We start from the raw sequence: 15,752 nt of genomic DNA, 5'->3' as shown, positions 1-15,752 counted from the left end.
AGGTGCCCGTTCGCGGGCACTTTCCGTTTGTGCCGACAACCGCTTGCCTTTTAATGTTGACTGAGTCAATACTCAAGCCAGTCAACAGCAAAGGAATGGGCCGATGTCGGAACCGGTCGCAGAAATACGCACGTTCAATCGCTTCTACACCCACATTATCGGCCTGCTGGATGAGCATCTGACCGACAGTCCGTTTTCGCTTCCCGAAGCGCGCATTCTCTATGAACTTGCCAATAATGACACCGTCAAAACGGCTGCCGACCTCTCGCGGATACTCGACATGGACACCGCGCAGATCAGCCGGATACTGGCACGGTTCAAAGCGCGCCAGCTTGTCAGCAGCACGGTCAGCACCGATCACGCCAAGCTGCGTATCCTCTCGCTGACGCCGGAGGGGCAGGCTGCCTTCGCAGCGCTGGACCGAAGCGCTATCGAGAGGGCCAATGCGGTGCTTGCGCTGCTCGATACAGCCCGTGTCAGCCGCTTGACCCAATCCATGCGCGAGATCCGCTCCATACTGGGCAATCGATCCGAAACGGTCAGCCCGGCTCCGGCCTACACCTTGCGGGCTCCCAGGGCAGGCGATCTTGGCCTGGTCGTTCACAGGCAGGCCTATCTTTACAACAAGGAATACAATCTGGATTGGACGTTTGAAGGTCTGATTGCCGGCATTATGTCCGGGTTTATCGCAAACTTCGATCCGGCGCGGGAACAGGCGTGGATTGCCGACCGGAATGGTGAAATTGCCGGCTCGGTCTTTCTCATGCGCACGGACGACCCGCAGGTCGGCAAATTGCGCATGCTCTATGTGGAACCGTCAGCGCGGGGATTGGGCATCGGCTCGGCGCTTGTTGCCGCCTGCATCGAGCGGGCGCGGGCCGTCGGCTATCGCAAGCTAACCCTCTGGACAAATGACTTTCTGCTTTCGGCCCGGCGCATTTATCAGGAAGCCGGATTCAAGCTCATGGAGGAAGAACGGCACCATTCTTTCGGCCACGACCTTGTTGGACAGACGTGGACACTTGATCTGCGACCGGAGTGAACCCGTCTAGGACTTGACGCGGCGCAGAAGCTCGCGGGCAATCTGCAGCACGTCCTTTTCCCGGATGCCGACCGTGACATCTTCGACATCGTCGATGGTTTCGCCGGCAACCAGCCGGATCGGGTTATGGCCCTTGGCAACAATCATTGTCTGTACCCGGCGCGGAATGGCCGGCAACAGGAAGCGTTTGACGCATTCGACCAGCACCTCGCGCTTGTTGGGTGCCAGCCTCCCGAGTTTTTCGCGCAGCAGCGCGCCAAACATATTGCCGTCAGCAAAACCAAATTTGCTATCAAGATCAAAGGCATGCAATTGATATTCAAAGTGAGCCATGTTGCTCTCCCATGGGCGTCCGTCCGTGGTGCCAGATTGTGACGCCTGATCGTTTCCAGAGATATGGTGCGTGACCCGAAGGTTTTCACGTTCTTTTTGCCAATCGACACCAGATATTACAATGAGCCGGAAATCTTGATAATTCAATTGGTCTTTAGACGGGGCTTTCATTGTCACGGCGAGCCGGGTAGGTTACAGGAACTCTATCTGCGGCGCTGCGTGATGCGGTGCGTTGTAGCGTGAACGGCAGGTGCCGGGCGCGCCTCCGGCAGATCCAAAACGACCCATACAAGGACTACCCCGGTTTGAAACATCTCAATGAATTCGCTGATCGCCGCAAAGCGGCGGCCGAGGCCAAGCAACTGCTTCTCAAAAAGTTCGAAAAAGCACCAAAGCCGACCGACCCTGAGGTGCAGGCAAAACGCGCAGAACGGGAAGCCATTGCGGCGGCACGTGCGGCACGGCAGGAAGAGCGCGAGCGCGCAAGGCAGGAAGAACGGGACCGCAAGCTTGCGGAAGCCGCAGCCGTGGCAGAAGCAGCAGAAGCCGCCGCAAAGGCGCTTCAGGCCGAGTCAAGCAACCGGATCGCCCGCGTCATCGCCGATGAGGCCGAGCGCAAGGCGGAACGCGATCGCCGCTACGCTGCCCGCAAGGCAAGACAGCGCTAACGGCTTCTCTTTTAGTTGCTGTAGGCGCCCAGATAATCCAGCTTGCCGATGGGAACCCCATTGTGCCGCAGGATGTCATGGGCGGTGGCGACGTGGAAAAAGAAGTTCGGCAACGCGAACTGCAGCATGTAGTCATGGCCGCCCAGATGCGCCTTGTGCGGACCAAAGCTCAGGGTAACCTCGCGGCCTTCGCTGTCATCGAGCACTGATGTGTCCAGGCCTTCCAGAAAGGCGACGGTCTTGTCTATCCGCGCCTTCAGATCGGCAAAGCTCACTTCATCGTCGGGGAAGCTTGGCACTTTGACATCGGTCAGGCGGGCAATGGTCGCCTTGGATGTGTCACTGGCCCGTTGGATCTGTCCCGAAAACGGCAGCATGTCGGGGGCCAGGCGCGCGCTGACAAGCACGGAAGGGTCAATCTTCTTTTCCTGCGCATAGGATTCGGCCTTGGCAATCAGCGCCGAGACGATCGAAAACCCGCGGATAAAGACCGGGACTGAAATCTGGTACATGGAGAGCGGCATGGGTGTTCCTTCCGGGAGCATGCTTGTTTAAGCAGTTGCGCTTTCCGATTCCGGAACAGCAACCGCATCAGCCAAATATATGCGGCTCGCCAAGGACTTCAATGCGCACGTGATCCCCGGTTGCAGGAAGATTGACTGCGGAACATTTTATCTGCACCGGCGCGGCCCGCTGGCCATTGCAAGAACCGTGGTCTCCCATGATGGCAAGCGTCACCGTGCACACCGCGCCGCCGAATTCGATGTCAACGACCTTGCCATAACCGGCATTCCCGTCAGGGGCGGCCACGGCGTCGCTCTCGGTGACGGAGACAAGTTTCAGCTGTTCGGGGCGCAGCATGATTTCCGCTGTGCCCAGCCGTTCGGCTGTTCGCGCCTTCAACCGGCCAAAGGCGCAATCGATCCAGCCGTTGCCGATCTGCGCCGGCAGCAGAATTGCATCGCCGAGAAACGAGGCCGTCGTGCGGTCCGACGGGTTCAGATAGAGCGAGCGCGGCGGTCCGGCCTGAACCAGTTTGCCCTGCCGCATCACGGCGACCTGATCGGCAAAGGACAAGGCTTCCGCCTGATCGTGAGTGACCAGAATGGTGGTAATGCCGGCTTTTTTCAGAACCGCCGCAACAGCCTTGCGCATGTTTTCGCGCAGACCGGTGTCGAGCGCGGAAAACGGCTCGTCCAGCAGCATCAGCTTGGGCTGGCGTGCGAGGGCACGGGCAAGCGAGACCCGTTGCTGCTGTCCGCCGGAAAGCTGATGCGGCCGGCGGTTCAGCATGATGGGGTCGAGCTCGACCATATCCATGAGGGCAAGGATACGCTGGCTGCGGTCGGGACTGCGCTTGTCCAGGCCAAAGCCGATATTGTCGGCGACGGTCAGGTGCGGGAAAAGCGAGCCATCCTGTGTTACGAACCCGACACTGCGGCGATGCGCCGGAACGATCGTCGCGCCCTCGGCCAATACGTCGCCGTTCAACGTCACCTGGCCGCTGTCCGGGGCTTCGAACCCGCCGATGAGGCGCAGCAGGGTGGTCTTGCCCGATCCCGATGGTCCGACAACCGCCGTGCGGCTGCCCGCCGGGACTGACAGCGTGACGTCATCGACGGCGGTGGTGACACCGTATCGTTTTGTTACACCGCGAATGTCGAGAAAGGTCATCGTCCAATTATCCGTTTCGATTGGGCATGCAGCAGGAGCGTGAGGGGCAGGGACAGCACCACCATCATCAGTGCATAGGGCGCGGCCGCCGCGTAATCAATCTCGCTGGTCAACGACCAGAATTCCGTCGCCAATGTACGCGTGCCATTGGGCGCAAGCATCAGCGTGGCCGTCAATTCGTTGGTAATGCCGAGTGCCACCAATGCTACGCTGGCGGCGGCGCCGGGCGCGGCCAGCCGCATGGTAATGCGCGTGACCGCCTGCACCGGCGTGCGCCCGAGCGCCATGGCGGCCCGCTCCAGTTCGACAGGCGCCTGCGCGATGCTGGCCCGCAGTCCGACGAGGGCGCGCGGCAGGAAGAGCAGCCCGTAGGCGAGCAGCAATGTCGCCGCCGTCTGATAGAGCGGCAGGACAACACGCACTGTGATGGTCACAAGCGCCAGCGCGACCACGACACCGGGCAGGGAGCCGACATAATAATGGCAGGCCTCGAGGGCTCGCTGCATGCGGCCGGGAGCCCGCACGGAAAGCCAAGCCATGGGCGTCGCTGCGACGGTGGCCAGCAAGGCCCCGGCAACGGCCAGCAGCAGTGTTGTCCCGAAGGCAGTGCCGATTTCGTTCAGCTTCCACACCGATGTGCCGCCGGCGATCAGCCAGCGGCCAAGGGTGACGAACGGAACACCCAGCGCCAGCGCCGTGGTTGCCAGCGGAATGAGCAGGCAAGGCAGGGCGAGCCAGCCCAGCCGGTACTTTGTGATCGGGCGGGCCGATCCCGAGCCGACACGGGCATAGCGTTCATTGCCGCGGATCAACGCTTCCAGAGCCAGCAAACCGACGCAGCACAGCACCAGAACACCGGCCAGCATGTTGGCGGCAGGACCGTTGAAGGTCGACTGGAACTGGTCGACGATGGCTGTCGCAAAGGTATCGAAGCGGATCATGACGAAAAGGCCGTATTCCGCCAGAAGATGCAGGCCGATCAGCAGGGAGCCGCCGCAAATGGCAAAACGCAACTGCGGCAGGAGCACCCGGAAGAAGACCCGCCATGGCCCGAGGCCAAGCGATGCGCCGACATCTTCCATGGCCGGATCGACGCGCCGCATCTGCGCCGCGACCGGAAGATAGAGAAACGGGAAATAAGCCAGAACGGAAACCAGCACGCCGCCGAACAGGCCGTGCAGGCTGGGGGCCATGCTGATCCAGGCATAGCTGTGGACAAAGGCCGGTACGGCAAGCGGCGCAACCGCGAGCCACGCCCACAGGCGGGCGCCAGGCAGGTCGGTGCGCTCGGTCAGCCAGGCAAGGCTGACCGCCAGAACGATGGAAAGCGGGATTGTCCAGACTTCCAGCAGCACCGTATTGATCAGGAGTTCGCCGACGCGGGCGCGGAACACCAGGGTGACCACCGTATCCCAGCCGGTCTGGATGGTAACCCAGATGACGAAACCGAGCGGCAGAAGGCTGAGCAGGGCAACAAGCCCGGCAAGGCCGAACACGGATAAAAACGGCAGGCGACGCACGGCATGATGCGGGACCAAGGCCAGCTGCGCAGCAGCTGCATCGGGACGTTGGCCGTTTATTGATCCGGTAGACAACAATTCACATTTGCTTTCATATGCACGAACACCCGCCGGCGGCCAGATTGGCCTTCATACCCGAAGGGGAATCGAACAACACCCCCTGCAAGATCAAATGTCTGTGCAGGAGGTGTCCAGAGTTATTTCATTGCCGGCTAACCGGCATTGTGGTTACAGCAGGCCCGCTGCCGTCATCAGGTCCGTCACCTTCTTGCTGTTCAGCTTCGAAGGTTCGACCTTCGGCGCCTGCAGATCGGCCAGAGGCACCAGAGCGGCATTGGATGCCGCATCCTTGCCAACGGCATATTCGAAGGAATCCCCGTCCTTCAATATTGCCTGGCCAGCCTTGCCGGTGACCCACTTCAGGAACGCCTGGGCATCTTCCTTGTGCTTGCTCGAAGCCAGAACACCGCCGCCGGAAATGCTGACGAATGCGCCCGGATCCTCATGCTTGAAGTAGTGCAGGGACACGTTCTTGGTGTTTTCGCCGGTTTTGGCCTTATCGCCGAAATAGTAATAGTGATAAATCACCGCGCCTTCGATTTCTCCGGCATTGACGGCCTTCATGGCGACGCTGTTGCCCTTGTAGGCGGTCGCATTTTCCTTGAGTGCCTTCAACCACTTGGCTGTGGCTTCCTCACCCTTGAGTTCCAGAAGCGCGCTGACGATTGCCTGGAAATCCGCGCCAGCCGGTGCGGCGCCCCAGCGGCCCTTCCAGCTTGCATCGGCAAGGTCGAGCAGCGACTTCGGCAGCTTGTCTTCCGTCAGCTTGTTCTTGTCATAGGCGAACACGGTGGAACGGGCGGCAACGCCGGTCCAGCGGCCATGTTCCGGGCGGTAATTGGCCGGCACCTGATCGAGCACTGCCTTGTCGAGCGGTGCGAACAGCTTGGCATTGTCGACCAGAACCACTCCCGGGGAATTTTCCGTCAGGAATGCGTCAGCCGGGGAAGCAGCGCCTTCCTGCACGATCTGGTTGGCCAGTTCCATGTCCTTGCCGTTGCGGATCGTCACCTTGATGCCGGTTTCCTTGGTGAAACCGTCAGCCCACGCCTTGGTGAGGCTTTCATGCTGCGCATTGTAGACAACGATGCCATCGGCGTTCTGCGCCATCGCCGGCGCGGCGATCAAGGCAACAGCGAGCGCCGCGGCACTTGCAAAAGTCGGAAAGTTGATTTTCATGAAAACCTCTTTGATTTGTATGGCTTGCAGAGCAAATTTCGGTTGCGCCAGCAATGGACCCCGGAACAAGTGAGCCATACAAAACATGAGCGGTCTGGTCAACAAAAAATGGTTGGCGTTTATAACCCAAAATGCCTATCACAAAATAGTTATCACCAGCTTTGTCGGGTGTGATTTGCGTTCCGGTGCAAAGAGGAATCTACTCGTTTTGTCCGCGATTTTGCCCTGCCACAGGCACGGCAGTGCGGCATTGCAAAACTTTCAGTCATATCCAGGGAGTGTGTCATGCCTTTTTCAAGCAGGGACCAACGCATTCACTCCACGACGGATTGGGACATCATGCAGCAGGCCCATGACCGGGCTTCAAAAATGCTCGATCGCTGCCCGAAAACCCACGCTCGCTGCAACCAGCTCGCCCGGATTGTCATTGCGATCTATGAAAGCGGTGTGCGCGATGTGGATGAGCTGGCCGTCATGGCGGCAAATCGCGAACTGAACGTCTTGGCGGAGAGAGGGCATTTTCAAAAGCCGTTCCGCTTCACGCCAGCCGACGAACGCCCGCAAACACTGCATTCGTGAGACTTTGCTCCGTTAATCCGACATGAATATGCGTGAATCACGAAAGCCATCGCGCATCCCGACTTTCAGCGACCGCAAGATCAGAAATCGGCGCGTTTCAGCGCCAGCCGCAATCTGCTACACCGCATTTGCCGTTTCAGGCCGGATTCGCGTGTGGAGAGAGTGATGACTGATGCGTTCAACTGGCTCAATGCGCCGCCGTCCCATCACGGCGATGCTCGTCTGCTCTCGCTTGCGACGGCTGAGAACACCGATTTCTGGCAGCATACCTTTTATGGTTTCGAGCGCGACAACGGCCATGCCTATCTGACGCCGGTCAGCGGCGATTTCAGCGCCCGCGTGACGGTGCGCGGCGATTACCGGGAACTCTATGATCAGGCCGGTCTGATGCTGCGGATCGACGCCCGGACCTGGATCAAGACCGGCATCGAATATACCGACGGCCTCATGCATTTCAGCGTTGTCGTGACCAACCGCATATCCGATTGGTCCGTTATTCCCCTGCACAGCGCCCGTGTCGACGACGCGGTGCACATCCGGCTCACCCGCCATGATGATGCGGTGCGGGTCCAGTATGCCATCAATGATGCGCCATGGCAGATGGCAAGGCTCGCGCCGTTTCCCAAAGACGATGCGTCGGTCGGTATCATGGCCTGTTCGCCGCAGCGGGGCGGCTTTGCGGCGGAATTCCGCGAACTCGAGGTCGGCCCGGCAATCCCGCGTGACCTGCATGCGGACTAGGCCGCGGCGAGGGGCGGTTTGCTAATCGGCAAACAGCTCCGGCCGTTTGGTCTGCAGCTGCAGCAGCATTTTGCCCATCTTGGAAATATGCTCTTCCATCGCCGCCGCCGCGCGCTCGACGCTGTTGTCGGCAATGGCATCAACAATAGCCTGGTGCTCTTTCAGCGTTTCGACCATACGCGTTTCGTAGTGCAGGAGCAGCCGCCGCACGCGGTCGATCTGGCTGCGCTCCTTGGCGGCAATTTCGCGCAATCCGACCAAACCCGCCGCATCGCAGATCATATCGTGCAATTCCTCGTCGAGCGCGTAAAACCCTTCGAAATCCCTGGAGTCCGCCGCCTTGCGCTGCCGGTCAAGATTGTCGCGCAGGCGCTGCACGATGTCAGCCGTGCTGCGCTCCGCCGCCCGCCGGATGGCCGCCGTTTCCAGGGCAATGCGCACGAACTGGGCGGTCTCGATCTTGTCGAGGCGCAGCCGGGCAACGAAAGTGCCGGTTTGCGGGTAAATCTCCACCAGGCCTTCGTCGGCGAGGCGGTTGATGGCATCGCTGACCGGCGTGCGTGATACGCCGAGCTGCAGCGCCACCAGTTCCTTGCGGATGGCTTCGCCGGGTGCCAGCTGCGATGAAATGATGGCCTGCCGCAGGATGGTATAAACCTGGTCCTTGCGTGTGACCGCGACGACCTTCTGTTCCCTGAAACTCTTGCCGCCTGACCCCAATTGCACGTCCAAAGCTCCCCGGTAGGCCCTGTTGCATGGCGGGAGGCTGAATTCCATTTCTCCGAATGAAGCATTTGACTCCTGCCTAATAACATCTAACATGTTACATATTAACTTGAAAGAATGTTTTGGGAGGAACATTTTGGATAGTCAGCTGCCGATCGTCTCGATGCGCGGCATCAGCAAGTCATTCGCTCATATTGTTGCCCTGCGAAGTATCGATCTCGACATCTATCCGGGCGAGATTCATGCCATCATGGGGGAGAACGGTGCGGGCAAGTCGACGCTGGTGAAAATCCTCAGCGGCGTGCATCGCCGCAGCGGCGGTGACATGCTTGTCCGGGGGCGGGCGGTCGACTTCGCCTCGCCGCGCGAAGCCGAGCATAACGGCATCGCCATCATCCACCAGGAACTCAATCTCATTCCAAGCCTCAGCGTGTCCGAGAATATTTTTCTCGGGCGCGAGCCGTTGATCGGCGGCCTGTTCATTGATCGCAAGAGCATCGAGACGAGGAGCGCGCAACTGCTCGACCGCTTCGGCATCGATATCGATCCGCGTGCCGACGTGGAGAATTTGCGCGTCGGCGAGCAGCAGCTTGTCGAGATTGCCCGCGCATTGTCCCTGAATGCCGACGTGCTGGTTCTGGACGAGCCGACCTCGGCGCTGTCGGAGGCCGAAGCCCAGAGACTGGCAAGTTTTGTGCGGGAACTCGCCCGCAACGGCGTTGCCATTATCTACATTTCCCACCGGATGAATGAAATATTCTCGCTTGCCGACAAGATCACCGTGTTGCGCGACGGCAGCTTCATCGCCACGCGCCGGGCGCAGGATGTAAGCGAGCGCGATCTCATCCGCATGATGGTTGGGCGCGATCTGGCTGCGCCGGAACCCAAGGCGGATAGATCGGGCAGGCCGATTGTGCTTGAAGCGCGCCATCTCGGCCTGCGCCGCCCGAATTCGCGCGGCAGCATGCACAATGTTGTCGACGATGTGAGCTTCGATCTCCACGCCGGTGAAATTCTCGGGATCGGCGGGCTGCTCGGTTCCGGGCGCACTGAAGTGCTCGAACTGATTTTTGGCGCGGCGACTGGAGAACGCTCCGGCACGATCACCCGCAACGGCACCAGCCTTGCCGCCGCTTCCCTGACCCCGCGCCGGTCGGTGGCGAAGGGCATTGCCTTCCTCACCGAGGACCGCAAGGGAACGGGTCTTCTCATGGATGCGGACATCCGGGCCAATGCCGTGCTGCCGTCCTTGTCCTGGCTCGCGCCGTTCGGCTGGATCAGCCGCCGGCGCGAGGACCCCGTAGCGGGCCGGATCATCAAAGCGATGCACGTGCGCTGCGATGGCCCGGACCAGAAGATCGATCAGCTGAGCGGCGGCAACCAGCAAAAGATCGTGCTGGGCAAATGGCTGGAAACCCGGCCCAGCGTCGTCCTCTTGGATGAACCGACCCGGGGGATCGACGTCGGCGCCAAGGATGAAATCTACGAGCTCCTGAAAAAGCTCGCCCTGTCCGGCGTTGCGGTGATCATGGTGAGTTCCGAATTGCCGGAACTTCTTGCGCTCTCCAGCCGCATCCTCGTGATGTGCGAGGGCAGGGCGGCGGGCATTCTTGAGAGCACAGCGTTTTCCGAAGAACAGGTGATGGAACTGGCGACACCCCTGGGCACGGCTCTGACAAGGGGCGCGGCATGACACGAACGAGCGAGCAGACCATGCAGTCATCCCAAGGCAATCTTGGCCGGATCAAGCGCCTGCTGAATGCAACCAAGCTCTACTGGGGATTGGTGCTGCTGTTTCTGGTCGGCATTTTCTCATCGCCGATCTCGTCCAAGGGGCACAATATTTTCCTGTCCTACGGCAACCTGTCCGATGTTTTCCGGCAGATTTCGGTTACCGGCATTACTGCCGTGGGCATGACACTGGTGATCCTCATTGCCGGAATTGACCTCTCGGTCGGGTCCGTGCTTGCGCTGGGTTCCGTCGTCTGCGCCATGCTTCTGACCAATGAGGGCTGGTCGGCCGCCTATTCCATTGGCGTTCCCGCCATTTTCGTGCTGGCATTCCTTGTTGTGCTGGGGGCAGGGCTGTTCCTTGCCAAGGTACCTGGCCGCTCCGTTGGCGAGCCCGAAAATGACCGGACGCAACTGAACCGCATTATCGCCCTTGTGGCTGTGGTCGCCGCGGCCGCTATTGCCTGGTGGGTCGCCTCCGGCGCTGATGCAAAGGCCGGCGTGCTGCTGGTACTCGTGGTGGTTCCGGCCGTCGGTTTCATGCTCGGCATGGTCAACGGCCTCGTCATCGTCGGCGGTCGCCTGCAGCCCTTCATCGTGACCCTTGCCATGATGGTGGCGGGACTGGGCATTGCCCGCCTGACGGCGGGGCAGAATACGGCGGTCTGGCCGGTCTATACCGGCAGCAACGCGACGGCGAATTTCGAATTCCTGCGCGCGCTCATTTTCGGGCTGATTCCGGTGCCGGGTCTGATTTTCGCCGGCATCATTCTCCTGTTCTGGGTGATCCTGAAATACACCAAGTTCGGACGGTACATCTATGCCATCGGCGGCAATGAAGAGGCGGCGCGGCTCGCTGGTGTGCCGGTCTGGCGGGTAAAGATCAGCGTCTATGCCATATCGGGATATCTCGCCGCACTGGCCGGCATTCTCTATGTCGCGCAATACAGGCAGGGAAAGCCCGATGCGGGCATGGGGCTTGAACTCGACGCCATTGCCGCCGTGGTGATCGGCGGCACCAGCTTGATGGGCGGTCGCGGCTCGATGATCGGCACCCTTGTCGGCGTCCTCATCTTCGGCTTTCTCAGCAATATCCTGCAGCTCAACAATATCGACAGCAACACGCAGCTGGTGCTCAAGGGCATCATCATCATCGTGGCGGTGCTGCTGCAGGAGCGGCGCTCCAGCGGATGGCTGTTTTTTCTCCACCAGCTCATGACAGCCACGCCGTCCAAGAAATCCGTGCCCGGCAAGCCAGAAAACCGGCAAGGGCAGGGGGAATGAACTGACAACAAGCAATATCAGGGAGGATATGATGAATCTGACACGCAGACATTTTGCCAGATTGGCAATGGCAACCGCTTTCATCGCGCCGCTGGCGCTGCACATGCCGGGTGCATGGGCCAAGGATAAGTATGTCATCGGCTTCAGCCAGACCACGACCGTCGAGCCCTGGCGCGTTCAGTTCAACAAGGATCTGGTTGCCGAAGCCAAAAACCATCCGAATGTTGAGCTGCTTGTCGCCGATGGCCAGGACAAGACGGAAAAGCAGGTGGCCGACGTTGAAAATTTCATCCGGCAGGAGGTGGACGCAATCCTGATTTCACCCAAGGAATCCGCAGGCCTGACCGGTGTCGTGGAAAAGGCGATGGATGCCGGCATTCCGGTGATCGTGCTTGACCGCAACGTCGATACCGACAAGTTCACCCAGTGGATCGGCGGCGACAATGTGGTGATCGGCGAAGCAGCGGGACAACATGCCGTGGAACTGCTCGGCGGCAAGGGCAAGGCCAAGGGCACCGTCGTCGAAATCTGGGGTGGCCTCGGCACGCAGGCAAGCCATGACCGCAGCAACGGTTTCCACAAATACACCGACGCGGAGAAGGGCATCACCTATCTCCTGGACAAGCAGTCCGGTGACTGGAAGCAAGATCAGGCCTACAACATCATGGCAACCGCCCTGCGCAACCATGAGGACATCAAGCTGGTCTACGGCCACAATGATCCGATGGCCTATGGTGCCTACCTTGCCGCCAAGGATGCGGGGCGCGAGAAGGATATCCTGTTCCTCGGTGTCGACGGACTGCCGAATGAAGGCGTCCAGTGGGTCAACAAGGGGGAACTTGCCGCAACATTCCTCTACCCGACACCCGGAGCGGAGGGATTGCGCCAGGCGCTGAAAGTTCTGGCGGGCGAAAAGGTGGAAAAGAAGATCGTTCTCGGTACTGAAACCATCACCAAGGCGAATGCGCCGGAGATTCTCAAAAAGAACGGTCTTTGACCATTGAGAGCAAAGAAGTGGAGTAACCGCTTTAGAAAGATCGGTTACTCCACTGTTATTTCGACAATATTTCATTTTTCAAGTTTTGATGCATGGCTGTTGCACAGGGTGTGTAACCCAGCGGCATCGCGTAATGGTTTAACATGCAACTAAAAGGTTGCATAATGTGGATATGACCATAGACGCGACATTCCGGGCCCTTGCCGATGTGAGCCGGCGCCAATTGCTCGACAACCTCTTTGCCAGGAACGGCCAGACGCTGGGCGAACTCTGCGAGGGCATCGACATGACGCGTCAGGCCGTAACCAAGCATCTTGCAATATTGGAAGAGGCCAATCTCATCGCGACGGTCTGGCGGGGCAGGGAAAAGCTGCACTACCTCAACCCGGTGCCGATCCATGAAATTTCCACGCGCTGGATCCACAAGTATGAACGGGGTCCGCTGCGCACCCTCGATGAACTCAAGAAAACCCTGGAGGAAGACGGCCATGACTAAACCCCGATTTGTGTACGTGACCTATATCCGCACAACGCCGGAAAAGCTCTGGCACGCGCTGATCGATCCGGAATTTACCCGGCAGTATTGGGCGGGAACCTGGCAGGATTGCGATTGGCAGCCCGGTTCCTCGTGGAAACTCATGATTCCGGACGGGCGGGTCGGCGATGCCGGAGAGGTTGTTGAAATTGATCCGCCCAAACGCCTCGTTCTGTCCTGGCGCAACGAATTCATGCCGGAATTGAAGCAGGAGGGATTTTCGCGCCTCACCTATGAGCTTGATCCGATGGGCGATATGGTGAAACTGACTGTAGTCCATGAGATGGACCGGCCGGAATCCAAGCTGATCGAAAAGGTTTCCACCGGATGGCCCAGCCTTCTCTCGAGCCTCAAGAGCCTGCTTGAGACAGGTGAATCGCTTGAAGCGACACGCCATTGGCCGAAAGATATGTAAGCGCCCGAATAAAAACGGGAACGATGTAGAATGTCGGCCCGTTCAATCGTCCTAGGGCCGTTGAACCGAATGAGGAGGGTATGATGACCTATGTTGATGGATTTGTGCTTGCCGTACCGAAGGACAAGATCGATGCCTACAAGGCCATGGCACGCGTGGCTGGTGATGTCTGGAAGGAACATGGCGCGCTGGCCTATGTAGAATGCCTTGGCGATGACGTTCCCTATGGCGAACTCACCTCGTTTCCGCGCGCCGTGCAGGCGAAGGACGATGAAGTCGTCGTCTTTTCGTGGATTGTTCATGCGTCACGAAAGCAGCGGGACGAAACCAACAAGAAAGCCATGGCGGATCCCCGACTTGCCAGCGATAAATGGGAGATGCCCTTCGATGGCAAGCGCATGATCTATGGCGGGTTCGAGTCCTTTATGGAACTCTGACAACCATAAAAGGGATTTCAGCGTAATCGGGGTGACCTACCGCGCGACGTGCTTTTGAACCAGTCGATACTCGTGCCAGATGAGCAGCATGACAAACAGGTCGAAAACCGTCAGCACGATGAGCGCCGGACTCTGCGTGTAGGAGTAGCGATAAAGCTGATAGGCGATGAACAGCCCCAGAACCACGAGGGACAGCGGATAGGCCCACAGCTTGTTGCGCAGCAGCGCAATGACAAGCAGGGCTTTGATGAGGCCATGGCTCAGCAGATAAAAGGCATAGAAATGCTGGCTGCTGACGGAGAAATCGCTGGCAAGCCTTGCAAGGTGCGTGGCGATATAATCATCGGGATCGTCCAGGAGTCTCGTCTGTGTGAACGTGTTCACCATCAACCGGATAGAGGCCGTGTTGACAAAAACCAGGATCAGACCGCCGATACACTCGATGAGCGCATGGGCGCCCTTCAACAGGATGCTGATCTCGAAAATCCGGTGAATGCGCTTCTCGTTCATCAAGGCTTCCCGTTCCGCCGCTACGCCAGAATATTGACGGCGCGTGCTGCGACAAGGGCGATGGTCAGGAGGGAGAGCGACGCTTCCGCCATCATGAGCAGTTTTGCCCGTGGTGACAGGGGCATCGTGTCGGTCGGCGAGAAAGCCGTCGCGTTGGTGAATGACAGAAAGAGGTAATCGATGAAGCCGGGTGACCAGTCTTTCAGCCGTTCATCCTGAATGACCATTTGCGGGAACTGGAAATCGCCATAGGTTTTTGATGTCAGCCCGCGGCTGGCCGGGCCGCCGCGGTCGATGCTCCAATACCAAAGCGTGAAGGCGATGACGTTCGTCACCCATATGTTGACCGCATCGATCAGCAGTGTCTGCGCCGACCCGGCATGCCCGCCGAGAAGGGCTCTTACAAGAAAATACAGCGCGACAAAGTTCATGAACGTGATCAGGATTGTCAGGCCGAGGGCGGCGCGGCGGATCAGGCGCCGCGAACGCCCGACAAGATGAAAATGCTCGTCCGTCGTTGCCTGCCTTGCCCGCGTCTGCACCCATGCGGTTGCCATGGAAAGCGGCGCCAGCAGCAAAAGCTCGATCACCGGCGCGAGCCAGCGCGGCCCCCACGAGAAATCATTCACCAGCAGGAACTGCAATCCGGCGACGACGAGGACGGCAGCGCGCGCCATCCAGAAGTCCAGTGCATGGGTCCGCACCGCCATATGCTTCTGACTGATATCCGTGTGTGCTGTCTGCACTTGTTTTCACCCCGTTGCTGAAAGACCGCTGCATCCACTGCTGCACCGAAACAGTGCACGGACAATTATGTCCTTGAAGCGGCGGCGGCTGTCAAACGCCTGCGATTTCGGGCAGGGGAGTTCTGGAACAAATGCGAGGGATAGTGCACTGTCCACCGGCTCAAACCGGAGTCAGACCCTCTCATGCCGTTCAATCCCGTTGAAACAACCCGCCTTTACCACGCTGCCATCAATGCCCTCGACTTTGAGGTACTTGCCGGCTTTTTCGCAATCGATGCCGTCTATGCATCGAGCGGTATTGGTGAGATTGCCGGGCAGGAGGCTATCCTGGATGCATTCAAGGTCTATTTTGCAAGCTATCCCGATCAGATCGCCGAGGACGATCTGATCGAAGAACTGTCGCCCCAATCGGCCAGATCGGTTTGGCGTCTGGTCGCAACGCACCGCCAGACGGGTGAAGTGTCCCGGCGTTCCGGCGAGGAAGTCATTCTGTTCGATGCAGCCGGGAAAATTCTGCGCGTGACGGTTCAAGACCGCGATGCCTCCTGAGAAGTCCCGGAAAGCACCGCGGCAAA

At 59.3% G+C, this 15,752-nt stretch carries 19 protein-coding genes; 11 read left to right on the top strand and 8 right to left on the bottom strand.

Translation table 11 applies throughout. The features are described 5' to 3' along the window. The first annotated feature begins 103 nt into the window (after window positions 1-103). Complete coding sequence (locus tag J1W56_RS19545; RefSeq protein WP_223614976.1) at window positions 104-1,042, top strand: bifunctional helix-turn-helix transcriptional regulator/GNAT family N-acetyltransferase; 939 nt, start codon at window positions 104-106, stop codon at window positions 1,040-1,042. A 6-nt stretch (window positions 1,043-1,048) separates the two neighbouring features. On the opposite strand, the gene J1W56_RS19540 is transcribed toward J1W56_RS19545, so the two are convergent. Then, window positions 1,049-1,375: a hypothetical protein gene (locus J1W56_RS19540; RefSeq protein ID WP_223614975.1), complete on the bottom strand. Its 327-nt coding sequence runs from the start codon at window positions 1,373-1,375 to the stop codon at window positions 1,049-1,051. 305 nt (window positions 1,376-1,680) lie between these two features. Here J1W56_RS19540 and J1W56_RS19535 point away from each other — a divergent pair, with 305 nt between their 5' ends. Further along, window positions 1,681-2,043 (top strand): DUF6481 family protein, encoded by a 363-nt coding sequence (locus J1W56_RS19535; RefSeq protein ID WP_223614974.1) that lies wholly within the window; start codon window positions 1,681-1,683, stop codon window positions 2,041-2,043. A gap of 11 nt (window positions 2,044-2,054) precedes the next feature. Here J1W56_RS19535 and J1W56_RS19530 read toward each other — a convergent pair whose 3' ends face one another. From J1W56_RS19530 to J1W56_RS19515, 4 genes are all read right to left on the bottom strand, one after another. Next, on the bottom strand, window positions 2,055-2,567 hold the full coding sequence (locus tag J1W56_RS19530; RefSeq protein WP_223614973.1) for a DUF1993 domain-containing protein: 513 nt from the start codon (window positions 2,565-2,567) through the stop codon (window positions 2,055-2,057). A 67-nt stretch (window positions 2,568-2,634) separates the two neighbouring features. Then, window positions 2,635-3,717 carry an ABC transporter ATP-binding protein gene (locus J1W56_RS19525; RefSeq protein ID WP_223614972.1) on the bottom strand — a complete coding sequence of 361 codons (1,083 nt, stop codon included), beginning with the start codon at window positions 3,715-3,717 and terminating at the stop codon, window positions 2,635-2,637. Then, window positions 3,714-5,255 (bottom strand): ABC transporter permease, encoded by a 1,542-nt coding sequence (locus tag J1W56_RS19520; protein ID WP_223614971.1) that lies wholly within the window; start codon window positions 5,253-5,255, stop codon window positions 3,714-3,716. The genes J1W56_RS19525 and J1W56_RS19520 overlap by 4 nt, the downstream gene beginning before the upstream one ends. A gap of 210 nt (window positions 5,256-5,465) precedes the next feature. Further along, window positions 5,466-6,476, bottom strand: a complete 1,011-nt coding sequence (locus J1W56_RS19515) for an iron ABC transporter substrate-binding protein (RefSeq protein ID WP_223614970.1) — start codon at window positions 6,474-6,476, stop codon at window positions 5,466-5,468. 285 nt (window positions 6,477-6,761) lie between these two features. Here J1W56_RS19515 and J1W56_RS19510 point away from each other — a divergent pair, with 285 nt between their 5' ends. Then, window positions 6,762-7,055, top strand: a complete 294-nt coding sequence (locus J1W56_RS19510) for a hypothetical protein (protein WP_223614969.1) — start codon at window positions 6,762-6,764, stop codon at window positions 7,053-7,055. 165 nt (window positions 7,056-7,220) lie between these two features. Then, a complete protein-coding gene (locus tag J1W56_RS19505) occupies window positions 7,221-7,796 on the top strand; it encodes a DUF1349 domain-containing protein (protein ID WP_223614968.1) in 576 nt (191 codons plus the stop codon). Window positions 7,797-7,817: 21 nt separating this feature from the next. Here J1W56_RS19505 and J1W56_RS19500 read toward each other — a convergent pair whose 3' ends face one another. Beyond that, the gene (locus J1W56_RS19500; RefSeq protein WP_223614967.1) at window positions 7,818-8,522 is read right to left on the bottom strand and encodes a GntR family transcriptional regulator; all 705 of its coding nucleotides are present in this window, start codon (window positions 8,520-8,522) and stop codon (window positions 7,818-7,820) included. Window positions 8,523-8,658: 136 nt separating this feature from the next. Between J1W56_RS19500 and J1W56_RS19495 the strand changes: the two genes are divergently transcribed. The 6 genes from J1W56_RS19495 to J1W56_RS19470 all read left to right on the top strand — a co-directional run bounded on the left by J1W56_RS19495 (window position 8,659) and on the right by J1W56_RS19470 (window position 13,921). Continuing rightward, window positions 8,659-10,215 carry a sugar ABC transporter ATP-binding protein gene (locus tag J1W56_RS19495; RefSeq protein WP_319025571.1) on the top strand — a complete coding sequence of 519 codons (1,557 nt, stop codon included), beginning with the start codon at window positions 8,659-8,661 and terminating at the stop codon, window positions 10,213-10,215. After that, window positions 10,212-11,537 (top strand): ABC transporter permease, encoded by a 1,326-nt coding sequence (locus J1W56_RS19490; protein WP_223614965.1) that lies wholly within the window; start codon window positions 10,212-10,214, stop codon window positions 11,535-11,537. Before J1W56_RS19495 ends, J1W56_RS19490 begins: the two co-directional genes overlap by 4 nt. A gap of 67 nt (window positions 11,538-11,604) precedes the next feature. Then, window positions 11,605-12,534, top strand: a complete 930-nt coding sequence (locus J1W56_RS19485; protein ID WP_223615208.1) for a substrate-binding domain-containing protein — start codon at window positions 11,605-11,607, stop codon at window positions 12,532-12,534. Window positions 12,535-12,712: 178 nt separating this feature from the next. Next, window positions 12,713-13,030 (top strand): ArsR/SmtB family transcription factor, encoded by a 318-nt coding sequence (locus J1W56_RS19480; RefSeq protein WP_223615207.1) that lies wholly within the window; start codon window positions 12,713-12,715, stop codon window positions 13,028-13,030. After that, entirely contained in the window at window positions 13,023-13,484 is a 462-nt protein-coding gene (locus tag J1W56_RS19475) for an SRPBCC family protein (protein WP_223614964.1), read from the top strand. Before J1W56_RS19480 ends, J1W56_RS19475 begins: the two co-directional genes overlap by 8 nt. An 83-nt stretch (window positions 13,485-13,567) precedes the next feature. Next, window positions 13,568-13,921, top strand: coding sequence for a DUF1428 domain-containing protein (locus J1W56_RS19470; protein WP_223614963.1), 354 nt, complete (start codon window positions 13,568-13,570; stop codon window positions 13,919-13,921). A gap of 36 nt (window positions 13,922-13,957) precedes the next feature. Here J1W56_RS19470 and J1W56_RS19465 read toward each other — a convergent pair whose 3' ends face one another. Together J1W56_RS19465 and J1W56_RS19460 are read right to left on the bottom strand one after the other, a co-directional pair. Beyond that, window positions 13,958-14,431 carry a DUF2127 domain-containing protein gene (locus J1W56_RS19465; RefSeq protein ID WP_223614962.1) on the bottom strand — a complete coding sequence of 158 codons (474 nt, stop codon included), beginning with the start codon at window positions 14,429-14,431 and terminating at the stop codon, window positions 13,958-13,960. A 20-nt stretch (window positions 14,432-14,451) separates the two neighbouring features. Beyond that, window positions 14,452-15,156 (bottom strand): hypothetical protein, encoded by a 705-nt coding sequence (locus J1W56_RS19460; protein ID WP_404928571.1) that lies wholly within the window; start codon window positions 15,154-15,156, stop codon window positions 14,452-14,454. A gap of 204 nt (window positions 15,157-15,360) precedes the next feature. Here J1W56_RS19460 and J1W56_RS19455 point away from each other — a divergent pair, with 204 nt between their 5' ends. Further along, window positions 15,361-15,726 (top strand): nuclear transport factor 2 family protein, encoded by a 366-nt coding sequence (locus J1W56_RS19455; protein ID WP_223614960.1) that lies wholly within the window; start codon window positions 15,361-15,363, stop codon window positions 15,724-15,726. Window positions 15,727-15,752: the final 26 nt, after the last annotated feature.

This window comes from Phyllobacterium calauticae, assembly GCF_019991125.1.
GTDB lineage: Bacteria > Pseudomonadota > Alphaproteobacteria > Rhizobiales > Rhizobiaceae > Phyllobacterium > Phyllobacterium calauticae.
Note: the sequence above shows the minus strand (reverse complement) of the source record. Positions and strands in the feature narration are given on the sequence as shown.

What these genes read in the sequence shown, in the direction of transcription:
- J1W56_RS19545 (WP_223614976.1), top strand. Translation starts at nt 104, where the DNA reads ATGTCGGAACCGGTCGCAGAAATACGCACGTTCAATCGCTTCTACACC.
- J1W56_RS19540 (WP_223614975.1), bottom strand. Translation starts at nt 1,375, where the DNA reads ATGGCTCACTTTGAATATCAATTGCATGCCTTTGATCTTGATAGCAAA.
- J1W56_RS19530 (WP_223614973.1), bottom strand. Translation starts at nt 2,567, where the DNA reads ATGCCGCTCTCCATGTACCAGATTTCAGTCCCGGTCTTTATCCGCGGG.
- J1W56_RS19525 (WP_223614972.1), bottom strand. Translation starts at nt 3,717, where the DNA reads ATGACCTTTCTCGACATTCGCGGTGTAACAAAACGATACGGTGTCACC.
- J1W56_RS19515 (WP_223614970.1), bottom strand. Translation starts at nt 6,476, where the DNA reads ATGAAAATCAACTTTCCGACTTTTGCAAGTGCCGCGGCGCTCGCTGTT.
- J1W56_RS19510 (WP_223614969.1), top strand. Translation starts at nt 6,762, where the DNA reads ATGCCTTTTTCAAGCAGGGACCAACGCATTCACTCCACGACGGATTGG.
- J1W56_RS19505 (WP_223614968.1), top strand. Translation starts at nt 7,221, where the DNA reads ATGACTGATGCGTTCAACTGGCTCAATGCGCCGCCGTCCCATCACGGC.
- J1W56_RS19490 (WP_223614965.1), top strand. Translation starts at nt 10,212, where the DNA reads ATGACACGAACGAGCGAGCAGACCATGCAGTCATCCCAAGGCAATCTT.
- J1W56_RS19485 (WP_223615208.1), top strand. Translation starts at nt 11,605, where the DNA reads ATGGCAACCGCTTTCATCGCGCCGCTGGCGCTGCACATGCCGGGTGCA.
- J1W56_RS19475 (WP_223614964.1), top strand. Translation starts at nt 13,023, where the DNA reads ATGACTAAACCCCGATTTGTGTACGTGACCTATATCCGCACAACGCCG.
- J1W56_RS19470 (WP_223614963.1), top strand. Translation starts at nt 13,568, where the DNA reads ATGACCTATGTTGATGGATTTGTGCTTGCCGTACCGAAGGACAAGATC.
- J1W56_RS19465 (WP_223614962.1), bottom strand. Translation starts at nt 14,431, where the DNA reads ATGAACGAGAAGCGCATTCACCGGATTTTCGAGATCAGCATCCTGTTG.
- J1W56_RS19455 (WP_223614960.1), top strand. Translation starts at nt 15,361, where the DNA reads ATGCCGTTCAATCCCGTTGAAACAACCCGCCTTTACCACGCTGCCATC.